Source organism: Clavibacter sp. GW821-FHT01D01 (assembly GCF_059422605.1).
The window spans coordinates 77,075-97,748 of record NZ_JBWKXC010000002.1 but is presented as its reverse complement, the minus strand read 5'-3'; the positions used below and the strand labels follow the sequence as shown (position 1 = coordinate 97,748).

Genomic DNA, 20,674 nt, shown 5'->3' with positions numbered 1-20,674 from the left:
CCGACCCCTCCCGGATAGGATCGGCGCATGGATGACGACTCCCTTCCCACGCCTCCCGGCGTCGCCGGCTACACGATCACCGAGATCGTCGAGAGCGATTCGCGCGGCGAGCCCCTCTTCGTCTCCGCGATCCACCTCGACGGCGAGCACGTCGCCAACTGGATCTCCACCGACCTCGACGAGGACGACGGCATCGTCGCCGACCTCGACCACGCGTTCGGCGGCCCTGCGACCGACCGCATGTTCCGCCAGGCCGCCGCGATCTTCCCGGACGCCGTGCTCTCGGAGATCCTCCCCGAGCTCGTCAGCTTCCTCTGGGTCGTCGCCGACGTCGCGGGCGTCGCCGACGACCAGGACCTCGACTTCGAGGCCGCCATCCGCGTCGTCGCGGCCGAGGGCGACCTCGACGCGCAGGACCGCGACCTGCTGGGCCGCCTGGACGGCCTGAAGCGCATCGACTGAGCGGCCCCGCCGCACGCCCGGAGCCCCGCCCGCCTGACGCGCGCGGGGCTCCGGCGTACGTTCGGGGGATGAGCGACTCCGACATCGATCCCCTGTCCACCGTCCAGGGCGCCCCCGGCGTCACGCAGGACCTGCCCGGCGAGGGCGACACCGACTCCGCGATCGGCGGCACCGTGCCCGACGGCGAGTCGATCCAGCACGTGGACGACGACGAGGCCCCGGGCGACGGCGGCCTCTCCAGCGGCGGCGACACCCTGGGCTCCGACGAGGACGCCGCCGACACGGGCGCCGGGGACGCGCCCACCGACCTGCCCGCCTGACGCACCGGCCGGTCCGGCCGGTCGTGCCGGACCGGCGGGCCCGGCACGGCCGACGGGCTGTGCACGGTCGGCGCGGCGCATCCACCTCCTCGCGTACGGTGTCGCGGACCCGAACCCGTGCACCACCCGCAGGAGGACCCGATGGCTCCGCGCGCGCCGGGCGACCCGCCCGCGTCGCCCCTCCTCACGCGCGGCTTCCTCGCGCTCGCGGGCTCGTACGGCCTGTCCACGCTCGGCGACGCCTTCCGGATGGTGGCCGTCAACGTCTGGCTCGTCGAGGTGCTCGGCGGCTCCCTCGGACAGCGGCTCGGCCTGGTGCTGCTCGCCAACGTGCCGGGGATCCTCTGCGGCGGACTGGCCGGCGTGGTCGCCGACCGCGGGGACCGGTTCGCCATCCTGCTGCGCACCGACCTCGCCCGCATCGGCGTCGGACTCGGCCTCGCGGTCGCCATGGGGGCGGGGGCGCCGATGCCCGCGCTGCTGCTCGTCGGCGTCGGCAACGCGCTCGGGGTGCTGTCGTCGGCCGCCTCCTTCGCCGCGCTCTCGGCGCTGGTGCCGACGGGCGCCATGCTGCGCGCGAACGGGCTCCTCGAGTCCGCGCAGCGCGTGGCGCAGGTCGCGGGCCCGGCGCTCGCCGCCGTGGTGCTCACCGCCGGCGGCCCCGTGGCGGCGGCCCTCGTCGACAGCGCCTGCTTCCTCGCCTCGTCCCTCCTCCTCGCCGGGCTGCGGGCCCGCATGCGGGCGGCTCGGGATGCCGGGCCGCTCCCGGGCGGCCGTGGCGCGGGCGTCGGGGCCGGGCTCGCGAGCGGGCTGCGCATGGTGCGCACGGACGGCCGGCTGCAGGCGTTCCTCACGGTGTCGGCGGCCGTCGCGTTCCTCACGGCCTGCACGAGCGTGGCCCTGGGGCCGCTCGTCACGGGGGTGCTCGGCCGGGAGCCCGCCGCCGGGCAGCTGCTCTACGGCATCACGGGAGGCGCGGCGCTCGCCGCGGCCGTCCTCACGACCGCGCTCGGGACCGAGCGGCGGGCCGCCCCCGTCCTCCTGGTCGGCGTCGTGGGGCTGTGCCTCGCGCAGGCCGCGCTCGGCGCGTCACCGGGCCTCCCCGTCGCGGTCGTCGCCGCCGCCGTCGCCGCCGCGGCCAGCGCACCGGTCACGGTCGCCGTCAGCACGCTCCTCAAGGCCACGGTCCGCACCGACCACCTCGGGCGGATCGCCGGCATCGACCGGGTGCTGGACGACACCGCCATCGTCGTCGGCCACGTCGCGGCGCTCGGGGGCCTGGCCGCGGCGGATGCCCGGCTCGTGCTCGTGGGCTCGGCGGTGGTCGTCCTCCCGCTCGTCGTCCCGGCGATGCTGCGCCTCCGCGCGCGGCCCGCGGCGGCGGCCGTCGGTCCCTGACCGCGACGGCCCGCGGATGCGGGACCGGATCGGCCCGCGGGTTCGGGACCGGGCCGGCTCGCGCCGGGCCGGCTCGCCGGTGCGGGACCGGTCCGGCTCCCGGCCGGGACCGCCGCGCGCCGCATCCGGCGGAGGTGAGGTCAGGGGGCGGCGGGGCCGAGCAGCGTCAGGCGCTCGCGGAGCAGCGCGCGGACGGCGTAGGGATCCGCGACGCTCAGACGACCCTCCTCCGACACGCCGTCGCGGAGCACGAGCGGGAGCACCGACCGCCGGACGACCAGCGCGCCGCGGTTGCGGCCGCGCTCCACGCGCTCCACGGGCTGGGCGAGCGCGTCGTCCGGCACCACGACCACGGCGGCGGCGAACCGGACCCCCGCGGACGCGGCCAGGGAGCGGGCGGCGCCGACCAGCCACGTGACGGGCGCGTCGCCCGCGGCGAACGCGCCGTCCGGATCCGGCACGACGGGCTGCAGCTCCCCGCGCACGAGCTGGACGGCGACGCCCCAGTCCTCGGAGCTCAGGGCGAACAGGCCCGCGGGCGCGAGCACGACGTGGTCGACCTTGCCGGCGCCCGTCAGGGGACGGACGTCGTGGAAGATCGTCGCGCCCATGCCGAGCGAGGCCGCCGCCCGGGCCGTCGCCTCCTCCGCCAGGGCCTTCGCGAGGAGCCAGCGGATCTCGCGCGGAGCGCGGCGCACCAGCTCGGGCGACCAGGGATCGAGCCCCGGGTCGCCGCCCGGCGTCGCGCCCTGCCAGGCCGCCACGCGGTCGAGGTAGTGGGCGCGGGCCAGCGCGCCCGCGACGCCGTGGACGGAGGCGCCCAGGCGGGTGCCGGATCCGGCCGCGGGCGCGTACCCGGCGCCATCGGGGTGGAGCGGGTCGTCGTCGCCCGCGGACCGGCCCTGCCCGCGGTCGTAGGCGGCGCGGTCGTCCGGGTCGCCGACCAGCTCCCACGCGCGCTGCACGGCGTGGAACAGGTGCGCCTCGCCGCCCGTGTCCGGGTGGGTCGCGCGCACCAGCCGCCGGTACGCCGCGCGCAGGGCCGTCGTGTCCGCCGCGGGATCCACGCCGAGCACCTCGTACGGGGTGCGGTCGGCGGGGCTGCCCGCGCGGCTCACTCGGCCGGGTAGGCGGGCGCGGTGCCCGTGGCCGCCGCGGCGTCCCCGTCGGCGGCCTCCCACGGCGCCGGGATGCCGTAGTAGCGCTCGAGGAACTCCTGCACGCGCGCCTGGCGCTCGTCGGCCGGCACCTCGGGGAAGGACCCGTCGTTCAGGCAGAAGAAGTCCTGCGACCGGCGCTTGAGGAGGCCGGGCAGGAGGTCGAGGCCCGCACGCGACGTCGTGTCGACGTACAGGACCTTCGCGTTCTCCTGCTGCACCGCGCGCGCCGTCATCTGGGCGTAGTAGTGGTACAGCGAGTTGGTGACGGAGATGTCGGTGCTCGACCGGAAGCGGCTCAGCTGCGTGCGGTGGAAGTCCTCCGCGAACTCCTGCTCGAGCTCCAGGAGGACGCTCTTGCGCAGCGGCGTGGCCGCGTGCTCGAGGTGGCGCGTGATGAGGCGGCCGAACCGGTCCATCAGCAGGCGGCGGTTGACGCGCGCCGAGTTCTCGAAGCCGCTGCGGTCGGAGTCGTTGTCGCCCAGGCCGATGCGCGTGGACGCCTCGATGAACTTCGTGATGCCGCCCGGGGAGAAGAACATGCCGGGCTGCACGGGACGGCCGAAGAACATGTCGTCGTTGGAGTACAGGAAGTGCTCGCTGAGGCCGGGGATGTGCTGCAGCTGCGACTCGACGGCCTGCGAGTTGTGCGTGGGCAGGGCGTCGGGGTCCGTGAAGAACTCCTCGCTGCGCACGAACGTGACGGCGGGGTGGTCGGCCAGCCACGCGGGCTTCGGGGAGTCGGTGACGATGAAGATGCGGCGCACCCAGGGCGCGAAGAGGTACACGGAGCGCAGCGCGTACTTGAGCTCGTCGATCTGGCGGAAGCGCGCCTCCGAGTCGTCGCCCTCGCCCACGACGACGTCCTTCATGCGCTCGGCGCGGCGCTTCTGGAACTCGGGGTCGTTGCCGTCGACCCAGGAGAAGACCATGTCGATGTCGAAGGTGATGTCGGACGCCTGCGCGTCGAACATGCCCCGCAGCGTCCGCCACTCGTGCCCGTACATCTCGACCGTGGCGGGCACGACCTCGGCGGCGGGGAGGATCTCGCGCGTGAGCGAGTTCTCGACGGGCCACACGATGTTCTCGCCCTCGAAGCGGAAGAACTGCAGCTCGACGGCGGTGGAGGCGCCGTAAGCGAGGAGGCCGTCGGGCTCGATCCGGGGTCGGTAGAGGCGGAAGATGCCGGCGTCGGGGTTGTCGGTGAGGCGGCCGTCGGCGACGAGCAGCGGCGGACGGCGGCGGCCGTCGACGGTCTTCGCGTACAGGGGCTCGTCGACGCAGTCGGCCACGAGGGCGCGCACGACCGTGTCGCGGTTCTGCACGTCGATGGCGATGACCGGCCGCTCGTCGTTGCCGCGGATGAGCCAGAAGTCGATGCCGGTCGCGAGCAGCGCGTCCCGGATGAAGAGGAGGTCGGTCACGAGCGCCTGGTGCGGCGTGAGCGTGCGGTTGACGAGCGTGGCGAGGCCCTTGCGGACGAGGACGTCGGGGCGGTGGTGCGTGGTGGGCCACGTGGCGGGGGCGGGGGCGACGGCGTCGTCCTGGCGGGAGAACTCCTCCTCGCTGGTGGCCGGGTCGACGGTCGGCTCGAGGGCCACGTTGAACTGCCGTGCGCTGCCCGCCATGGACCATCCCCTTGCTGCGTCTCGTGTGCCGTCTGCGTGCGCCCGACCCGACGGGTGGCGACGGATCATCCTATCCGGCGCGGGGTCGAGCCCCCGGCCGGGGGCGGCGGTCAGCCCTCGACGTCGGCGGCGGGGAGGGCGTCGACCTCCCACACGACGGGGGCCTCGAGGAACGGGTGGGTCGCGGGATCCGGCGGCGGGAGGATCGTCCGCGGCACGTCGTGCCAGCGCAGCTCCGCGAGCTCCTGGCCGCCGGGGACCGCGTAGACGACGCACTCGATGCGCTCGTCCGCGGCACGGCCCTCCTCGAGGGCGAGGTCGGGCACCTCGTAGGGGCACTCCCCGCCGGAGGTGATGCCGCCGAGGCTCCGCTGGATGATGTCGACCTCGGTGCCGTCGGCGAGGAAGGGACGCAGCACCGGTCCGCTCTGCGGGCCGCCCTCGCCCTGGAGCCAGCGGGTCTGCACGAACGCGAAGTACGGGGTGCTTCCGGCGAACCGGTCACCGTCCTCGTAGCCGGACCAGTACGTGGGCTGCCCCTCGGCGACGCCCAGCAGCGCCGCCGCGACCACGTCGCCCGCGCCGCCGTCGGCCGCGACGCTCGGGAGGGCCACCACCTCGCCCGCGGGGACGCGCTGGCCGGGGACGGCCTCCGACGGTCCCGCGGCCATCTCGACGGCGTCGAAGGGGGGCGGCGGCGGACCGGCCGGGCCCTCGACGCACCCGGCGAGGAGGAGGGCCGCGGCGAGCGCCGCACCGGGGACGGCGAGCGCGCGCGGTGCCCGGGGCCTCCCGATCGGACGCGGCGTGCGGACGGCGGTGCGGATGCTCATGGTCTCCCCCGGGGCTCGCCGTCGAGCGTGCCAGGCGGATCGGGACGGCGGCAACTCGGGGGCGCGCGGGCGGGGGCGGGGCCGTCGGCTGCGTCGGCGGTGGAGGCGTCGGCGGAGGCGGCAGCGGAGGGCGGCGGCGCGGGGGCACGGCGGCGGATGCGAGGATCGCTCTCACACGTCCCCGCACGACCGCGCACCGGAACGGGCCGCGGCCGTCGAGCGGGACGCCCGGGAGGAGACCCATGGACCAGCCCACCGTCCGCTCCGTCGTGCCCGCCCGGACGCGCGGGGACCTGGTCGCGCTCGGGCCGTCCGTGGCGGCGCTGGCGGGCGGATCCGGCATCTTCGCCGAGCCGCACCCGCACCTCACCGGGCTGGTGGACCTGCAGGCGCTCGGCTGGCCGGCGCTCGTCGTGAGCGACGCGGGCCTCGAGATCGCGGCGACCTGCACCATCGCGGAGGTCGCCGCCATCGCGCCCGCGGAGGGCTGGGCCGCGCACCCGCTGTTCCGGGAGGCCTGCACCGCGCTCTTCGGCTCCACGAAGATCTGGCGCGTGGCGACCGTCGGCGGGAACATCTGCTCGGCGCTGCCGGCGGGACCCATGACCGCCCTCGCGGCGGCCCTCGACGCCCGGGCGCTCGTGTGGCGCGCGGCGGTCGGCCCCGCGCCCGCGCACGACGAGCGGATGCCCGTGGCGGAGCTCGTGACGGGCGACCGGACCACGGCGCTCCGGCCGGGCGACGTGCTCCGCTCGATCCACGTGCCGACGTCGTCGTTGCGCGCCCGCACGGCGTTCCGGAGGATCGCGCTGTCGCCCCTCGGCCGGTCGGGCTCGGTCGTGATCGGCCGGCTCGACGAGGACGGGTCCGTCACGGTGACGGTGACGGGCGCGACGCTCCGACCCGAGCAGCTGCGCTACGACGCCCTGCCCGCCGCCGCCGCGCTCGCCGACGACGTGCGCGCGATCGGGTCCTGGTTCACCGACGCGCACGGGGCCGCGGACTGGCGTCGGGCGGTGAGCGCGCTGCTCGCGGAGGAGGTCCGCCGGGAGCTGGGCGGCGACCCGACGGATCCCGCGACCACGACGACGGCAGGAGCGCACCCGTGAGCATGACCGTGGACGGCCGCGAGATCGCCGGGGACCCGGCACCCGGCCAGAGCCTGCGCACCTGGCTCCGGGAGCACGAGGTGCTCAGCGTCAAGAAGGGCTGCGACTCGGGCGACTGCGGCGCGTGCACGGTGCTCCTCGACGGCGAGGCCGTGCACTCCTGCATCCTCCCCGCGTTCCGCGCGGAGGGCCGTGCGGTCACGACGGCGGCGGGCCTCGGGACGCCGGGCGACCTGCATCCCGCGCAGGAGCGGTTCGTGGCGGCGGCGGGGTTCCAATGCGGGTTCTGCACCCCCGGGATGGTCGTGACGGCGTCGACGTTCGGCGAGGAGGAGCTCGACGACCTGCCGCGCCTGATGAAGAGCAGCCTGTGCCGGTGCACGGGGTACCGGGCCATCGACGAGGCGATCCGCGGGGAGCACGGGGGACCGGACCACGCGCACGGCGCGGGCTGCGGCCCGCGCCCCGAGGGGCTGGGCCCGGTGCGGGCGACCGGGCCCGCGGCGAGCGCCGCGCATCCCGTCGCGACGGATGCGGCCGAGGACGAGCGGGCCCAGACGGGCCGCGTCGGCACCTCGCTCCGTGCCCCCGCGAGCGAGCGCGTGGTCAGCGGGCTCGAGCCGTACACGCTCGACGTCCAGGTCCCGGGGCTGCTGCACGTGAGCCTCGTGCGGAGCCCGCACCCGCATGCCCGCATCCGCGCCATCGACGCCACGGCGGCCCTCGCGCTGCCCGGCGTGCACGCGGTGCTCACGCACCACGACTCCCCCGCCACGCTGTACTCGTCCGCCCGGCACGAGGACCGCTTCGACGACCCGGACGACAGCCGCGTGCTCGACGACGTCGTGCGGTTCCGCGGGCAGCGCGTCGCGGCCGTGGTCGCCGACAGCGTCGGGATCGCGGAGGCCGCGGTGCGCCTGGTGCGCGTCGACTACGAGCTGCTCCCCGCGGTGCTCGATCCCGACCGCGCCCGGCGGCCCGGCGCGCCCTTCGTGCACGGCGACAAGGACCCCGCCGTCTCCCGTCTCGCCGACCCGCTCCGGAACGTCGTCGCGGAGATGCACGGCGAGCACGGGGACGTGGCGCGGGGCATCGCCGCGGCCGACGAGGTGGTGTCCGGCACGTGGTCCACGCAGCGCGTCGCGCACACGCACCTGGAGACGCACGCGACGATCGGCTGGATGGAGGAGGGGCGCCTCGTCCTCCGCACGAGCTCGCAGGTGCCGTTCCTCGTGCAGCGCGAGATCTGCCGCCTGTTCGAGCTCGCGCCGGAGGACGTGCGCGTCTTCACGGCGCGCGTGGGCGGCGGGTTCGGCGGCAAGCAGGAGATCCTCACCGAGGACGTCGTCACCCTCGCGGTGCTCGCCACGGGACGCCCGGTGCAGCTGGAGTTCACGCGCTCCGACGAGTTCACCCTCTCGCCGTCGCGGCACCCCATGCGGGTGGGCGTCACGGTCGGCGCCACGTCCGACGGCGTGCTGACGGCGCTCGCCGTGGACGTGCTCTCCGACACCGGCGCGTACGGCAACCACGGGCCGGGCGTGATGTACCACGGCTGCAACGAGTCGATCAGCCTGTACCGCGTGCCCGCGAAGCGCGTGGACGCGCAGAGCGTCTACACGAACAACCTGCCGTCGGGCGCCTTCCGCGGCTACGGCCTCGGGCAGGTGATCTTCGCCGTCGAGTCCGCCCTCGACGAGCTCGCACGGCGCCTCGGCATCTCGGGCTTCGAGATCCGGCGCCGGAACGCCGTCGTGCCAGGCGACCCGCTCATCATCACCGAGGCGGAGGGGCCCGACCTCGGGTTCGGCGGCAGCTACGGGCTCGACCAGTGCCTCGACCTGGCCGAGGCGGCGCTCCGCGACGGCGGCGGGGATCCGGTGCCCGACGGGGACCGCTGGCTCGTGGGCGAGGGCATGGCGGCCGCGATGATCGCGACCATGCCGCCGCGCGGGCACTTCGCGGAGGTGCACGTGGGCATCCGGGCCGACGGCATCGTCACGGTGTCGGTCGGCACGGCCGAGTTCGGCAACGGCACCACCACCGTGCACGCGCAGCTGGCCGCCACGGCGCTCGGCACCACGTCCGACCGGATCTGGATCCGCCAGTCCGACACCGACGCGACGGGCTACGACACGGGCGCGTTCGGCTCCGCCGGCACGGTCGTGGCGGGCAAGGCCGTGCACGTGGCCGCGACCGCGCTCGCGGACCTGCTCCGCGAGCGGGCGGCGGCGCGCACGGGGCTCGCGGCCTCCGCGTTCGCCCTCACGCCGGACGCGCTCGTGGCCCCCGGCGGCGTCGCCGTCGCCGTCGCGGACCTGGCGGGCCCGGACGGCCTGTCGGCCCGGGCGCGCGAGGACGGCGCGCTCCGCTCCCTCGCGTTCAACGTCCACGCGTTCCGCGTCGCGGTGGACCCGGCGACCGGCGAGGTGCGCATCCTCCGGTCCGTGCAGGCGGTGGACGCGGGCACCGTCCTGAACCCCGCGCAGCTGCGCGGACAGGTCGAGGGCGGCACCGCGCAGGCGATCGGGACGGCGCTCTACGAGGAGGTCGTGCACGACGGCGAGGGCCGGATCCTCACGGACGTGCTGCGGAACTACCACATCCCCCAGCTGGCGGACCTGCCCGTGACCGAGGTGCTGTTCGCCGACACGCACGACGACCTGGGGCCGCACGGCGCGAAGTCGATGAGCGAGGCGCCCTACAACCCGGTCGCCCCCGCGCTCGCGAACGCGGTGCGCGACGCCGTGGGGGTCCGGCCGCACGAGCTGCCGATGTCGCGCGACCGGGTCTGGCGGATGCTGCACGGCGGCGGACCGCAGCCGGCCTTCGACAGCCCGACGACGCTCGGGGAGCGGGGGACGCGGGAGTCCTGACGCGGGTCAGCGCCGGGATGCACCGGAGGGGGGACCGCCCGGATGCCGGTCAGCGCGCGGCCGGGCGCCGTCGGGCGACCACGGCCAGCCGGCCCACCGCCCCCACGAGGAGCACGGCGGCGCCCGTGAGGATCGACGGTCCGGGCAGGGTCGCCACGAGCACCGCGCAGCCGACGATGCCGAGCACCTGCAGGACGCGCGGGTACCGCCGGTCGGCGCCGGTCTGCGTGAGCGCGGACGCGTTGGCGACCACGTAGTACAGCAGCACTCCGAAGGACGAGAACCCGACGACGCCGCGGAGGTCGACCGTCAGCACGAGCGCCACGACGACCACCGCCACCGCGACCTCCGCGCGCTGCGGCACCCGGTACCGCGGGTGCACGACCGCGAGCCCGCGCGGCAGGTCGCCCTCGCGCGCCATCGCGAGGGACGTCCGCCCGATCCCCGCGAGGAGCGCGAGCAGCGCCCCGAGGCACGCGGCGGCCGCGCCGACGCCGACGACCGGGACCGCCCACGCCCAGCCGGCCGCGCGCACCACGTCGGTGAGCGGCGCGGTGGATCCCGTGAGCCGCGCCTCCCCGAGCACCCCGAGCAGGGTCACGGCGACGAGCGCGTAGACGACGAGCGCGCCGCCGAGGGCGAGCAGGATCGCGCGCGGGATGGTGCGGGCGGGATCGCGCACCTCCTCCCCCATGGTGGCGATGCGCGCGTAGCCCGCGAAGGCGAAGAACAGCAGGCCGGCCGACTGCAGGACCCCGTAGGGCGTCGTGTCGACGGCGCCGGCGGTGGATCCGGGTGCCGCCGGGCCGGGGCCGCCCGCGACGAGGCCCGCCACGAGCACGAGCGCGAGGACCGCGAGGACGACCGCGATGATCGCGCGCGCCAGCCGGGCCGTCCGGGTGACGCCGAGGCAGCCGACGATCGCGAGGGCCACCACGGCGAGCGCCGCGACCGGCCGCTGCCACGCCGCCGGCACCGCGTACGCGGCGAACGTGAGGGCCATGGCGGCGCAGCTCGCCGTCTTGCCGATGACGAAGGACCAGCCCGCGAGGAAGCCCGGCCACTCCCCCAGCCGCTCCCGCCCGTACAGGTACGAGCCGCCGGAGGACGGGTAGCGGGCCGCCAGCTGGGCGGACGCGGTGGCGTTGCAGAGGGCGACCACGGCGGCGATCGCGAGCCCCGCGACGAGGCCCCCGCCCGCGGCGCGCGCGGCGGCGGGCATGACCGCGAAGATCCCCGCGCCGATCATCGCGCCGAGGCCGAGCACGGTGGCGTCGAGGAGGCCGAGGCGGCGGGCGAGACCCGGCTGACCCGAGGCTGCTGCTGCTGCAGCGGATGCGGCGGTCATGCGCCCTCCCCGTGGATCGGCCCGCGCGTGGTCGTGAGCGGCGCGCCCGCGGTGCCGGCACGCGCGGCGAGCACCTCGGCGAGGATGGAGACGGCGGTCTCCTGCGGCGTGCTCGCGCCGAGGTCGAGCCCGATGGGCGAGCGGAGGCGCGCGAGCTCGGTCTCGGTGAGGCCCTCCTCCACGAGCCGCGCGCGGCGGCGCTCGTGGGTGGCGCGGGATCCCATCGCCCCCACGAACGCCACCGGCAGGCGGAGCGCGGCGACGAGGAGCGGGACGTCGAACCGGTCGTCGTGGGTGAGGACGCAGATGACCGTGCGCGCGTCGACCTCGGTGCGGGCCAGGTACTCGTCGGGCCACTCGGCGACGACCTCGTGCGCCGACGGGAACCGGGCGTGCGTGGCGAACGCGGGCCGCGCGTCGCACACGGTGACCCGGTACCCGAGGAGCACGGCCGCGTCGGCGAGCGCGGCGGAGAAGTCGACGGCTCCGAAGACGAGCAGCCGGGGCGGGGCGGCGGCCACGAGGTGCAGCACGCGCGCGGGTCCGTCGGCGCAGTCCACGGTGGTCGTGCCCGAGCGGCCGGCGGCCAGGCGGGCGGCGAGCTCCGCGCGGATGCGCCGGGCGGCGTCGGCGCCCACGGCCGCGTCGGTCCCGGGTTCGGCGTCCGCGGTGATCCACGTGCCCACGGCCGGCCCGTCGAGCACGAGCGCGAGCGACGCGGCGCGCGACGCGCGGGCGTCCTCGAGGGCGGCGCGCACCGCGGCGGGGATGGGAGCGCGGTGGTCGCCGACGGGAGCGACCTCGACGACGACCACGCCGATCCGACCGCCGCAGGTGAGGCCGACCTGGAAGGCGTCGACGTCGCTCACGCCGAAGCCGGTGAGCACGGGCACCCCGTCGTCGAGCACGCCCGCGGCGACCTCGACCACGGCGCCCTCGACGCAGCCGCCGGAGATGGATCCGATGACGCGGCCCGCCTCGTCGACCGCCATGGCCGTGCCGGCCGTGCGGGGCGCGCTGCCGAGCACGTCGGTGACGCACGCGACCGCGAGCCGTCGGCCGTCGGCGAGGGCGTCGAGCACCTCCGCGGCGATCTCGAGCACGGCACCTCCGGACGGGAGCGCCCGGGCGGGGCGCGGACAGGCGAAGGGTACCGCCCTCGTCAAGCCTCGCACGGCCCCTGCGTAGGGTGGGACGCGGATGCCGGGGGGGCTCCCCGGTGCCGGGCGCCGCATCCGGTGCCGAGGACGAGGAGGCCCGAATGACCCCGACCGCACCCGCCTGGCCCCGCCCCCTCTTCCGCCGCCTCCGACGCGCGTGGCACGACTCGCCCTCCTTCGTGCCGGCGCTCGTCTTCGGGATCCTGGTGTTCGCATGGCTGTGGGCGCTCGACATCGACCGGCCGGCGGAGGGGACGGAGACGGGGACCGTGATCCTGCGCGCCGCGGTCGCCCTCGCCGCCGGCGTCGCGCTGGCGGGAGCGCGACGCGCCACCCGCATGTACCACCCCGGCTCGCCCAGCGAGGTGGAGGTGTCGGAGGCGGCGGAGGACGGCGAGCTCCCGCCGCGAGCGGAACCCGTCGCATGGCAGGGCGCCCTCGAGCGGCGACGGCGGCAGATCCGTCAGGAGGCGTGGGCCGTGCCGCTCGCGCTCGTGATGGTGGTGGCCCTCGCCGTCCTCGCTCCCGCGGGCGGTGTCCTGCCGGTGGCCTACATCGTGTTCCTCGCCCTGTTCGTCCCCTGGGCCGCATGGGTGATCGCCTCGCGAGGCCGCCGCCGCGACGGCGTCGACGCGCTGCTCATCCCGTTGCAGGAGCGGGCGCTCCGCGACGGCGAGGAGCGCGCGGGCTGGGCGCCGCCCTCCCCGCACGGCGGTATCCCGTCGGTGCGGGAGCGTCCCCGCTGAGCGGCGAGCGCTCGACCACGGGCGCGGAGCGGCGTGTGACGGCTCCCTGGATGACGCCGCGTGTCGGTGCGCTCCGCGGGCATCCACCCGCCGGGTGCGACCATCATGTCGAGGGCCCTCCGTCCGGCGTGCCCCACGGGGCCCGCATGCACGACGGGCGCCTCAGACGGAACGCGTCCTCCCGCGTCCCGCCCCTGCCGAGCGAACGGACCCGCATGGTCGACCACCGCGCCCCGAGCACCTCACGCCCCACCCCGCGGACCGTCACCGGCGCCTCGCCGGACACCGGATCCGGCTCCGTCGGCCGCCGCGCGGTGCACCGCGGCCACGTGCTGCACATCGCGGGCGCTCCCCGCGTCGAGGACGCCCGGCAGCACCTCGTCTCCGTCCCCGACGGCGCGCTCGCGGTCGACCCGGCGGGGCGCATCGCGTGGGTCGGCCCGTTCCGCGAGCTCCCCGCCGCGTTCGCCGACGCCCCCGTGCACGGCGACGCGTCCGACTTCCTGCTCCCCGGCTTCGTCGACGCCCATGTGCACTTCCCGCAGACGTACACGACCAGCGCCCACGGCGGCGGGCAGCTGCTGGAGTGGCTCGACTCCTGCGTCTTCCCCTCGGAGGCCCGCCTCGAGGACGAGGGCTTCGCCCGGATGATCGCGCGGGACTTCACCCGGCGGCGGGTCATGGCGGGCACCACCAGCGCGCTCGTGTTCGGGTCGGCGTTCCCCCACGCGCAGGACGCCCTGTTCGAGGCATCCCGCGACGCCGGCCTGCGGCTGGTGAGCGGCCGCGGGATCCAGACGGTCGGCTCCGGCCCCGCCACCCCGCTCCTCACCTCGGAGGAGGACGCCATCTCGCTCTCCTGCGCGGAGATCGACCGCTGGCACGCCGCCGACACGGGCGACGCGACCACCGCCCTGCTGCAGGTCGCGATCGTCCCCCGCTTCAGCCTCTCGGTGACGCCCACGACGTTCCGCGGGCTCGGCGAGCTCTACGACGTGGCGCGGGGCGAGGGCGTCTACTTCCACTCGCACCTGAACGAGAACGACCGGCCGGGCACGGGCGAGATCGCGGCCGTCCGCCAGGTGTACGGCACGGAGACCTACCTCGACACCTACGACGGGCGGTTCCTGCCCGGGTCCGAGCGCGGCGGGTCGAGCCTCCTCGGCCGGCGCAGCATCCTCGCGCACGCCGTGCACTGCCAGGACTCCGAGCTCGCGCGGCTGCGCGACACCGGCAGCAGCATCGCGCACTGCCCCACGTCGCAGCAGTTCCTCGGCTCGGGCACGATGCCGTGGCGGCGCACGCGCGCGTCGGGCGTGGACGTGGCGATCGGATCCGACGTGGGCGCCGGGGACGAGTGGCTCGTCTCGCGCGTGCTCAACGACGCGTTCAAGGTGCACCTGTCGGAGCCGGGCGACGCGGGCGTGGAGCTGGACGCGGCCGAGCTGCTGTTCCTGGGCACGCTCGCCGGCGCCCGCGCGCTGGACATGGAGGAGCGCTACGGCAACCTCGACGTCGGCAAGGACGCCGACTTCCTGACGATCACGCCCGACCGGTGGGAGCCGCTCGCCCTGACGCTCGCGCACGGCATCCGCTCGGACGACGCGGCGCGCGCGACCGACCAGATCCTCTTCACCCTCCTGATGGGCCTCCGCGAGCCCGCGATCACGGGCGTCCACGTGCAGGGCCGGCGGGTGTCGGCGGGCTGAGGAGCGGCCGTCGCCCGGCGTCCGCCGCCGAGGGGCGGGCGTCAGCCGGCGTCAGGAGCTGAGCAGGCGGTTCTCGTAGGCGTGCACCACGATCTGCGCGCGGCTGCGGAGCTCGAGCTTGCCGAGGATGCTGCTGATGTGGGTCTTCACGGTCGTCTCGCTCACGAAGGCGGCCGCCGCGATCTCGCTGTTGCGGAGCCCCTTCGCCGCGAGCAGGAACACCTCCCGCTCCCGCGGCGACAGCGCGGCGAGCGCCCGCTCGGGCCGCTCGGTCGCGGAGGCGCGGGCGTGCTCCGCCACGAGGTCGACGAGCGGCGTGGGCGCCGCGTCGCCGGCGTGCACCGCGCGGACGGTCTCCAGGAGGGTCTCGGGCGTCGCGTCCTTCGTGATGAACGTGCTCGCCCCGTGCCGCATCGACTGGAACAGCGCCTCGCGCTGCTGGAACGTGGTGAGGATCACGACCTTCGGCCGCGACCCCGGCTCCCCCTCGACCGCGTCCGGGTCGTCGCGCGTGATCCGGTGCGTCGCCTCGATGCCGCTCATCACCGGCATGCGGATGTCCATGAGGACCACGTCGGGGCGCGTCCGCGTGACGAGGTCGACGGCCTCCCGCCCGTCGGTCGCCGAGCCGACGAGCTCCAGGTCGGGCTGGGACTCGATGAGCATGCGGATCCCGTAGATGAACAGCCGCTGGTCGTCGACGACGACGATGCGGATGCGGCGGGGCGCGGCGGCGGTCATGACGCGTCCCCGTCCGGGTCGGCGCGACCGGAGCCGGGTGCGGCGTCCTCGTCGCCGGCCGCGTCCCCGGCCCGGGCTGCCGGGTCGCCCGCGTCCGCGTCCTCGCGCGGTCCCTCCGCCGCGCCCCGCCCGTCCGCCGCGCGCCGCCCGTCCGACGGGTGCTCCCCGTACGTCGGCAGGAACGCCGTCACCAGGTAGCCGTCGGCCGTCTCCCCCTCCTCCGGATCCGTGCGCTCCGCGGTCAGCCAGCCGCCGGCGAGCCGCGCGCGCTCCTGCATGCTCCCGACGCCGAACCCGCCGCGGGGACGGGGCGGGGGCAGCTTCGACGGCGGCTCCGGCGGCGTCCCCGAGCCCGTGCTGCGCACCGTCAGGGCGAGGCCGGGGCCCTCCCAGACGAAGGAGACGTCGACGGTCGCGATGCCCCGCGTGTGCTTCAGCGCGTTCGTCAGGCTCTCCTGCACGATCCGGTACACGCTGAGCTGCTGCGACGGGGTGAGGCCGCCGGGCCTCCCGGTCGTGCGCAGGTCGACGCGCATCCCCGTGGCCGCCATGCCGCGGACGAGCGCGGGCAGGTCCGCCAGGTTCGGCTGCGGCCGGTGGCTGTCGTCCGTGAGCTCCTCGATGAGCCCGCGGAGGTCGAGGAGCGCCGACCGGGCGGTGCCCGCGATCTCCCGCAGCGCCTCGTCCGTCGTCTCCGGTCGGGTCTCCCGGAGGAACCGCGACCCGTCGGCGACCGCCACCACCACGGCGAGGGAGTGCGCGAGGACGTCGTGGACCTCCTGCGCGATCCCGCTGCGCTCCTGCGCGATGCGCAGCTCCACGCCGGCGACCTCGAGGTCCGCCTCGGCGCGCACGAGCCGGGCGCGGTCGCGCACCAGCCGGGCGCGGTCCGGGAGGAGGCGCCCGCCCCGTCGCAGCGCGACGCCCAAGGCCCCCGCGGCGACGTACATGACGGCGGCGATGCCGGCGAGCAGCAGCGCCCATCCCACGGACACGCCCTCCCCGTACGGCGCGGGACCGAGGCCCTGCCAGGCGCTCCCGTAGCCGGACGCGGAGATCGCGAAGCCGAGGCACACCGCCTGGAACGCGCCGACCGCGAGCGCCGCGACCTGCATGCCCGCGCTCCCCGTGCGGCCGATGGCGAAGGCGACGACCGGCGCAGCCGCCGCGACCGGCCACGTCGTGGGATCCGGCGGCGCGACGAGGGCGAGCAGCGACGTCACGCCCGAGGCGCCGAGCATCTGCAGGGCCGGCACCACGAGCACGATCGCGAGCGCGGACCGCGGGGCCGTCCGGGCGATCGCGATAGCCGCGGCGTACGCGGCGACGGTGACCGCGTAGGCGTAGCCGTGCTCCGGCAGACCGCCGCCGAGCCCGACCAGCAGGAACAGGAGCAGGAAGGCCGTCCCCGCGGCCGGCTCCACGTACGGCCGGAGGCGGGAGCGGAGTCGTCGGGGCATGCCCTCACGCTAGGGCGGCACCGCCCCGGATCCGAGGGCCGGCGCCCGACGTCATCCGAAGGGACGAGCGGCGCCCTGGCGTCCGTCAGCCGTGGAGGTCGCCCTCATCGGCGCCCCCGTGCCCGCCGGCGTCCGGATCCTCGCCGACGACGGACAGGGGGAAGCCGGGCATCAACGGCGCGTAGGAGCCGGTGTGGTGCATCGTGCCCGTGGTCACCACGTGGTGACCGCCGTCGTCGCCTCCCCCGGCCTCGGGATCGTCCGGACCGTCGTCGCCTCCCCCGCCGCCCAGGAGCCGGCGCGTGAGGGCCGCGCCCGAGGCGAGGAGGGCGTCGAGCGCCGCCGCGAGGTCGTCGTCACCCGGGGCGCGACCGGCGATCGCGGCGCGCAGCACCGTCCGGCGCATGAGCTCCTTGGCGAACGATCCCGTCGTCCCCTCCGCCTCCCGGGCCGCGTCGTCCAGCGCGTCCTCCCCCACGGGCAGCCCCGCCGCGTACCGGCGGAACAGGCGGATGCGCGCCTCCGGGCCGGGCAGCGGGATCTCGACGGCGAGATCGACCCGACCCGGGCGGGTCGCGAGCGCGCGCTCGAGCGTCTGCACGCGGTTCGTGGTCATGACGAACGCGACGTCCGCGTCGCTGTCCAGCCCGTCGAGGGCGTCGAGCACCTCGAACAGGAGGGGCTGCGGCGAGGTGTGGCGCTCCATCGCGACCAGGTCGATGTCCTCGAGCACGACGATGGACGGCGCGAACGTCCGGGCGATCTCGGCCGCCTGGGTGATGTACCGGATGCTCGACCCCGTCAGGACGACGGCCGTGACCCCGGGAGTCCGGGACAGCAGGTGCCGGATCGTGAGCGTCTTGCCCGTTCCGGGAGGGCCGTACAGGAGCACTCCGCGCTTCAGGTGCTGGCCCGCCGCCCGGAGCGCGTCGCGGTGGTCGCCGATGCCGACGACGTGCTGCACGACCTCCTCCAGCACGCCCCGCTCGAGCACGACCGCGTCCTCCGGCACGTCGGGTCGGACCACGAACGACGCGCCCGCGGACGCGCCGAACTGCGTGGCCTGGAACGAGAGCACCTGGCCGCGCAGCACGCTGCGGGCGATCATCAGCTCGCGCAGGCGGTCGAGGAAGGCGGTGACGGCGTCGTCGTCCGCGCCCATGACCTCCAGCTGCGCGTCCTCCCGCCCGAACTGCGGCGCGGCCCCGCGCTGCACGACCACGAGGGGGACGCCGTCGTGCTCGAGGAGGCGCACCCCGAACTGCACGACCCGGCGCCGGGTCGCGGGGCCGGTGTCCCGATCGGCGTACGACACGGGGCCGGGGGCGAAGCGGACGTGCGCGTTCGCGATCAGCTCCGACATGGACGTGTGGAAGCGCTGCTCGCCGCCGGTGGACCCGATGAGGCTCCCCGGGGCGGATCCGGCGAGCTCGTCGAGCGCGATGTCCGCATCGACGAGGCGGTGCGCGACCACCTGCTCGACGACGATCGGCAGCGTCGTCGCGTCGCACCCGAGGTGGACCGAGATCGCGTCCCCCAGCGGCGTGCGGTCGCCCGCCCTCTCCTCGGACATCGCCGTCACGCGCGCGAGGTACCCCGCGACGGCGCGCATCATCTCGCGGTCGAGCTCGTCCATCGGCATGCGGCACCCCGTCTCCGGCCGCCCGGCGCGACCACCCCGACCGTAGCGGGGCCGGCGTCGGGCCTGCGGAGCGCGTGCCGACGGGTGCCGGCCGGCTCAGCCGGCGTCGCCGTCGCGCTCCTCGGGCTCCAGCAGCCGGAGCCGCACGCGGTGCGCCACCACGACGAGGGCGAGCCAGGCGACGGCGAGGAGCCAGCCCGCGAGGACGTCGGTCAGCCAGTGGTGGCCCAGGTAGACGCGGCTGAGGCTCACGGAGGCGGCGAAGGCGACGGCGATCCCGTAGGTGAGCACGCGCGTGGAGCGCCGCATCTGCCGGAGCACCAGCAGGTAGGCGACGATGCCGGCGACGACGCTGGCGTTCAGCGTGTGGCCGGACGGGAACGACGGCGACGTCTCGTACGGCGGCACGGCATCGGTGCGCGGCGGGCGGTCGCGGCCGAGGAGCTCCTTGCCGACCTCCGTCATCAGCAGGGATCCGGCTCCCGCGACGAGGCCGAGCACGATCGGCACCCACTGCCGGCGGCGGATCGCGAGGGCGACGATCACCGCGAGGCCCACGATCGGGACGGCGTAGACGCCGGCGGCCTCGGTGAACACGGTCATCGCGGTGTCGAGCCACGGGGAGCGGACGTCCATGGCGAGGCGCAGCACGGGCTCGTCGAGCAGGGCGACGCTGTCGTCGTCGGTGACGGCCACGTACAGGCCCGCGAAGAGGCTGGAGGCGACGGCCATCACGACCAGCCCGAGGGCGAGGACGGCCGCGAAGGTGCCCGACGGCCCGACCCGCCGCGCGACGCCGCCCGCCGCGCGGACGACGCGGCCGGGCGGCCGGTCGCGACGGCGCCGGACCGGCAGGCGGTCGCCCGAGGATCCGGGCCGGGTCACCCGTGGACGAGCGCGGACGACGGCACGCGGTCACGCTGGCGGACCGCGGCCGAGATGAGGCCCACGACGCCCGCGATGACGCCCACGACGAAGGTCGCGATGCCGCCGAGGATGCCCATGAGGACGATCCCGAACGTCCCGGCGCCGTCATCGATCGCGGCGACGCCCGTCTGCGCGCTCCAGGTGGCGAGGATCGCGAGCCCGAGGGCGAGGACCAGCGCGACCACCGTGCAGCCGACGAGGTACCAGCCCCAGCCGGCGCCGCGCGCACGGGCCACGGCGAGGACGACGGCGACGAGGATCGCGAGCACGGGCACGCCGAGCGACAGGGTGAGGGCGAGGGCGGACGCGGTGTCGGGATCCATGCATCGAGCGTAGGCCGCGCGGCGGGGTACGGCGAGGGACGGGCGGACGGCTCCTAGCATGGGCGGATGGCGGGAGCACGGGGCGCGGACGACGACGACGTCGCGCGCATCGCGGGGGTCGTCCTCGCCGCGGGTGCGGGCGTGCGCTTCGGCGGCCCGAAGGCGCTCGCCGCCCGTCCCGACGGCACGCCCTGGCTGGCGACCGCGATCCGCGCGCTCGCCGAGGCGGGCTGCTCGCCGGTGCTCGTGGTGCTCGGCGCCGCCGCCGACGAGGCCGCGGCCCTGCTCCGCACGCTCCCCGTGGCGGTCGACGCGGTCGTCGTCCGCGCCGACGACTGGGCCGACGGGTTGTCCGCCTCCCTGCGCGCGGCGCTCCGGGCCGCCGCCGCCCTCGATCCGATGCCCGTCGCGCTCGCGGTCGTCCCGGTGGACGTCCCCGACCTCGACGCGGCCACCGTCCGCCGCGTCCTCGGCGCGGCACCCGTCGACCCGGGCACGCTCCGCCAGGCCGTCTTCGGCGGCCGTCCCGGGCACCCCGCGCTGCTCGGCCGCGCCCACTGGGACCCGCTCGCCGCGCACGTGGGCGGCGACGCCGGCGCACGCGCCTACCTCGCCGCCCACGACGCGCGGCCCGTGGAGGCGGCCGACCTCAGCTCGGGAGAGGACGTCGACCGGCGCTCCTGAGAGCGTCAGGAGTTCGACTCGGAGTGCCCACCTGCGCCGTCGACGACCGGGTCGAGGTGCGGATGGGAGCTCGCGATGCCGCTGACGGCGTTCGCGAAGCAGCGCGGGCGGGCCTTCGCGGGACCCGTCGCCCCCCGTAGCGGGCCTTCAC

General features: G+C 76.4%; 18 protein-coding genes. 8 read left to right on the top strand and 10 right to left on the bottom strand.

What is annotated here, in order from left to right; all coding sequences use genetic code 11:
* Positions 1-27 precede the first annotated feature (27 nt).
* From AC07VC_RS04170 to AC07VC_RS04160, 3 genes are all read left to right on the top strand, one after another.
* Positions 28-462 (top strand): hypothetical protein, encoded by a 435-nt coding sequence (locus AC07VC_RS04170; RefSeq protein WP_094116100.1) that lies wholly within the window; start codon positions 28-30, stop codon positions 460-462.
* Between the two features lie 68 nt (positions 463-530).
* Entirely contained in the window at positions 531-782 is a 252-nt protein-coding gene (locus AC07VC_RS04165; RefSeq protein ID WP_494676050.1) for a hypothetical protein, read from the top strand.
* A 141-nt stretch (positions 783-923) separates the two neighbouring features.
* Positions 924-2,180 (top strand): MFS transporter, encoded by a 1,257-nt coding sequence (locus AC07VC_RS04160; RefSeq protein ID WP_494676051.1) that lies wholly within the window; start codon positions 924-926, stop codon positions 2,178-2,180.
* Between the two features lie 140 nt (positions 2,181-2,320).
* On the opposite strand, the gene AC07VC_RS04155 is transcribed toward AC07VC_RS04160, so the two are convergent.
* From AC07VC_RS04155 to AC07VC_RS04145, 3 genes are all read right to left on the bottom strand, one after another.
* A complete protein-coding gene (locus AC07VC_RS04155) occupies positions 2,321-3,298 on the bottom strand; it encodes a J domain-containing protein (protein WP_494676052.1) in 978 nt (325 codons plus the stop codon).
* Positions 3,295-4,965 (bottom strand): stealth family protein, encoded by a 1,671-nt coding sequence (locus AC07VC_RS04150; RefSeq protein ID WP_494676053.1) that lies wholly within the window; start codon positions 4,963-4,965, stop codon positions 3,295-3,297. Before AC07VC_RS04150 ends, AC07VC_RS04155 begins: the two co-directional genes overlap by 4 nt.
* 110 nt (positions 4,966-5,075) lie before the next feature.
* The gene (locus AC07VC_RS04145) at positions 5,076-5,798 is read right to left on the bottom strand and encodes a hypothetical protein (RefSeq protein WP_494676054.1); all 723 of its coding nucleotides are present in this window, start codon (positions 5,796-5,798) and stop codon (positions 5,076-5,078) included.
* 242 nt (positions 5,799-6,040) lie between these two features.
* Between AC07VC_RS04145 and AC07VC_RS04140 the strand changes: the two genes are divergently transcribed.
* Together AC07VC_RS04140 and AC07VC_RS04135 are read left to right on the top strand one after the other, a co-directional pair.
* Positions 6,041-6,907 (top strand): FAD binding domain-containing protein, encoded by an 867-nt coding sequence (locus tag AC07VC_RS04140; protein WP_494676055.1) that lies wholly within the window; start codon positions 6,041-6,043, stop codon positions 6,905-6,907.
* Complete coding sequence (locus tag AC07VC_RS04135) at positions 6,904-9,783, top strand: molybdopterin-dependent oxidoreductase (RefSeq protein ID WP_494676056.1); 2,880 nt, start codon at positions 6,904-6,906, stop codon at positions 9,781-9,783. Before AC07VC_RS04140 ends, AC07VC_RS04135 begins: the two co-directional genes overlap by 4 nt.
* Positions 9,784-9,832: 49 nt before the next feature.
* On the opposite strand, the gene AC07VC_RS04130 is transcribed toward AC07VC_RS04135, so the two are convergent.
* Both AC07VC_RS04130 and AC07VC_RS04125 read right to left on the bottom strand, forming a co-directional pair.
* Positions 9,833-11,131 carry an APC family permease gene (locus AC07VC_RS04130; protein ID WP_494676057.1) on the bottom strand — a complete coding sequence of 433 codons (1,299 nt, stop codon included), beginning with the start codon at positions 11,129-11,131 and terminating at the stop codon, positions 9,833-9,835.
* On the bottom strand, positions 11,128-12,234 hold the full coding sequence (locus tag AC07VC_RS04125; protein WP_494676058.1) for an XdhC family protein: 1,107 nt from the start codon (positions 12,232-12,234) through the stop codon (positions 11,128-11,130). Before AC07VC_RS04125 ends, AC07VC_RS04130 begins: the two co-directional genes overlap by 4 nt.
* Positions 12,235-12,392: 158 nt before the next feature.
* Here AC07VC_RS04125 and AC07VC_RS04120 point away from each other — a divergent pair, with 158 nt between their 5' ends.
* Both AC07VC_RS04120 and AC07VC_RS04115 read left to right on the top strand, forming a co-directional pair.
* Positions 12,393-13,037 carry a hypothetical protein gene (locus tag AC07VC_RS04120; RefSeq protein ID WP_494676059.1) on the top strand — a complete coding sequence of 215 codons (645 nt, stop codon included), beginning with the start codon at positions 12,393-12,395 and terminating at the stop codon, positions 13,035-13,037.
* Positions 13,038-13,252: 215 nt separating this feature from the next.
* A complete protein-coding gene (locus AC07VC_RS04115; protein ID WP_494676060.1) occupies positions 13,253-14,746 on the top strand; it encodes an amidohydrolase family protein in 1,494 nt (497 codons plus the stop codon).
* A 51-nt stretch (positions 14,747-14,797) separates the two neighbouring features.
* Here AC07VC_RS04115 and AC07VC_RS04110 read toward each other — a convergent pair whose 3' ends face one another.
* From AC07VC_RS04110 to AC07VC_RS04090, 5 genes are all read right to left on the bottom strand, one after another.
* A complete protein-coding gene (locus AC07VC_RS04110) occupies positions 14,798-15,487 on the bottom strand; it encodes a response regulator transcription factor (RefSeq protein ID WP_494676061.1) in 690 nt (229 codons plus the stop codon).
* Positions 15,484-16,947: a sensor histidine kinase gene (locus AC07VC_RS04105; RefSeq protein ID WP_494676062.1), complete on the bottom strand. Its 1,464-nt coding sequence runs from the start codon at positions 16,945-16,947 to the stop codon at positions 15,484-15,486. The genes AC07VC_RS04110 and AC07VC_RS04105 overlap by 4 nt, the downstream gene beginning before the upstream one ends.
* A gap of 85 nt (positions 16,948-17,032) precedes the next feature.
* Positions 17,033-18,589, bottom strand: a complete 1,557-nt coding sequence (locus AC07VC_RS04100) for an AAA family ATPase (protein ID WP_494676063.1) — start codon at positions 18,587-18,589, stop codon at positions 17,033-17,035.
* Positions 18,590-18,685: 96 nt separating this feature from the next.
* Complete coding sequence (locus tag AC07VC_RS04095; protein ID WP_317230375.1) at positions 18,686-19,474, bottom strand: phosphatase PAP2 family protein; 789 nt, start codon at positions 19,472-19,474, stop codon at positions 18,686-18,688.
* The gene (locus AC07VC_RS04090) at positions 19,471-19,839 is read right to left on the bottom strand and encodes a hypothetical protein (RefSeq protein ID WP_494676064.1); all 369 of its coding nucleotides are present in this window, start codon (positions 19,837-19,839) and stop codon (positions 19,471-19,473) included. Before AC07VC_RS04090 ends, AC07VC_RS04095 begins: the two co-directional genes overlap by 4 nt.
* 66 nt (positions 19,840-19,905) lie before the next feature.
* Here AC07VC_RS04090 and AC07VC_RS04085 point away from each other — a divergent pair, with 66 nt between their 5' ends.
* Positions 19,906-20,523 (top strand): nucleotidyltransferase family protein, encoded by a 618-nt coding sequence (locus tag AC07VC_RS04085; protein ID WP_494676065.1) that lies wholly within the window; start codon positions 19,906-19,908, stop codon positions 20,521-20,523.
* Positions 20,524-20,674 lie beyond the last annotated feature (151 nt).

Coding starts and splice junctions, on each gene's coding strand:
- AC07VC_RS04145 (WP_494676054.1), bottom strand. CDS start 5,798: ATGAGCATCCGCACCGCCGTCCGCACGCCGCGTCCGATCGGGAGGCCC.
- AC07VC_RS04130 (WP_494676057.1), bottom strand. CDS start 11,131: ATGACCGCCGCATCCGCTGCAGCAGCAGCAGCCTCGGGTCAGCCGGGT.
- AC07VC_RS04115 (WP_494676060.1), top strand. CDS start 13,253: ATGGTCGACCACCGCGCCCCGAGCACCTCACGCCCCACCCCGCGGACC.
- AC07VC_RS04085 (WP_494676065.1), top strand. CDS start 19,906: ATGGCGGGAGCACGGGGCGCGGACGACGACGACGTCGCGCGCATCGCG.
- AC07VC_RS04090 (WP_494676064.1), bottom strand. CDS start 19,839: ATGGATCCCGACACCGCGTCCGCCCTCGCCCTCACCCTGTCGCTCGGC.
- AC07VC_RS04105 (WP_494676062.1), bottom strand. CDS start 16,947: ATGCCCCGACGACTCCGCTCCCGCCTCCGGCCGTACGTGGAGCCGGCC.
- AC07VC_RS04165 (WP_494676050.1), top strand. CDS start 531: ATGAGCGACTCCGACATCGATCCCCTGTCCACCGTCCAGGGCGCCCCC.
- AC07VC_RS04170 (WP_094116100.1), top strand. CDS start 28: ATGGATGACGACTCCCTTCCCACGCCTCCCGGCGTCGCCGGCTACACG.
- AC07VC_RS04100 (WP_494676063.1), bottom strand. CDS start 18,589: ATGCCGATGGACGAGCTCGACCGCGAGATGATGCGCGCCGTCGCGGGG.
- AC07VC_RS04110 (WP_494676061.1), bottom strand. CDS start 15,487: ATGACCGCCGCCGCGCCCCGCCGCATCCGCATCGTCGTCGTCGACGAC.
- AC07VC_RS04120 (WP_494676059.1), top strand. CDS start 12,393: ATGACCCCGACCGCACCCGCCTGGCCCCGCCCCCTCTTCCGCCGCCTC.
- AC07VC_RS04160 (WP_494676051.1), top strand. CDS start 924: ATGGCTCCGCGCGCGCCGGGCGACCCGCCCGCGTCGCCCCTCCTCACG.
- AC07VC_RS04150 (WP_494676053.1), bottom strand. CDS start 4,965: ATGGCGGGCAGCGCACGGCAGTTCAACGTGGCCCTCGAGCCGACCGTC.
- AC07VC_RS04140 (WP_494676055.1), top strand. CDS start 6,041: ATGGACCAGCCCACCGTCCGCTCCGTCGTGCCCGCCCGGACGCGCGGG.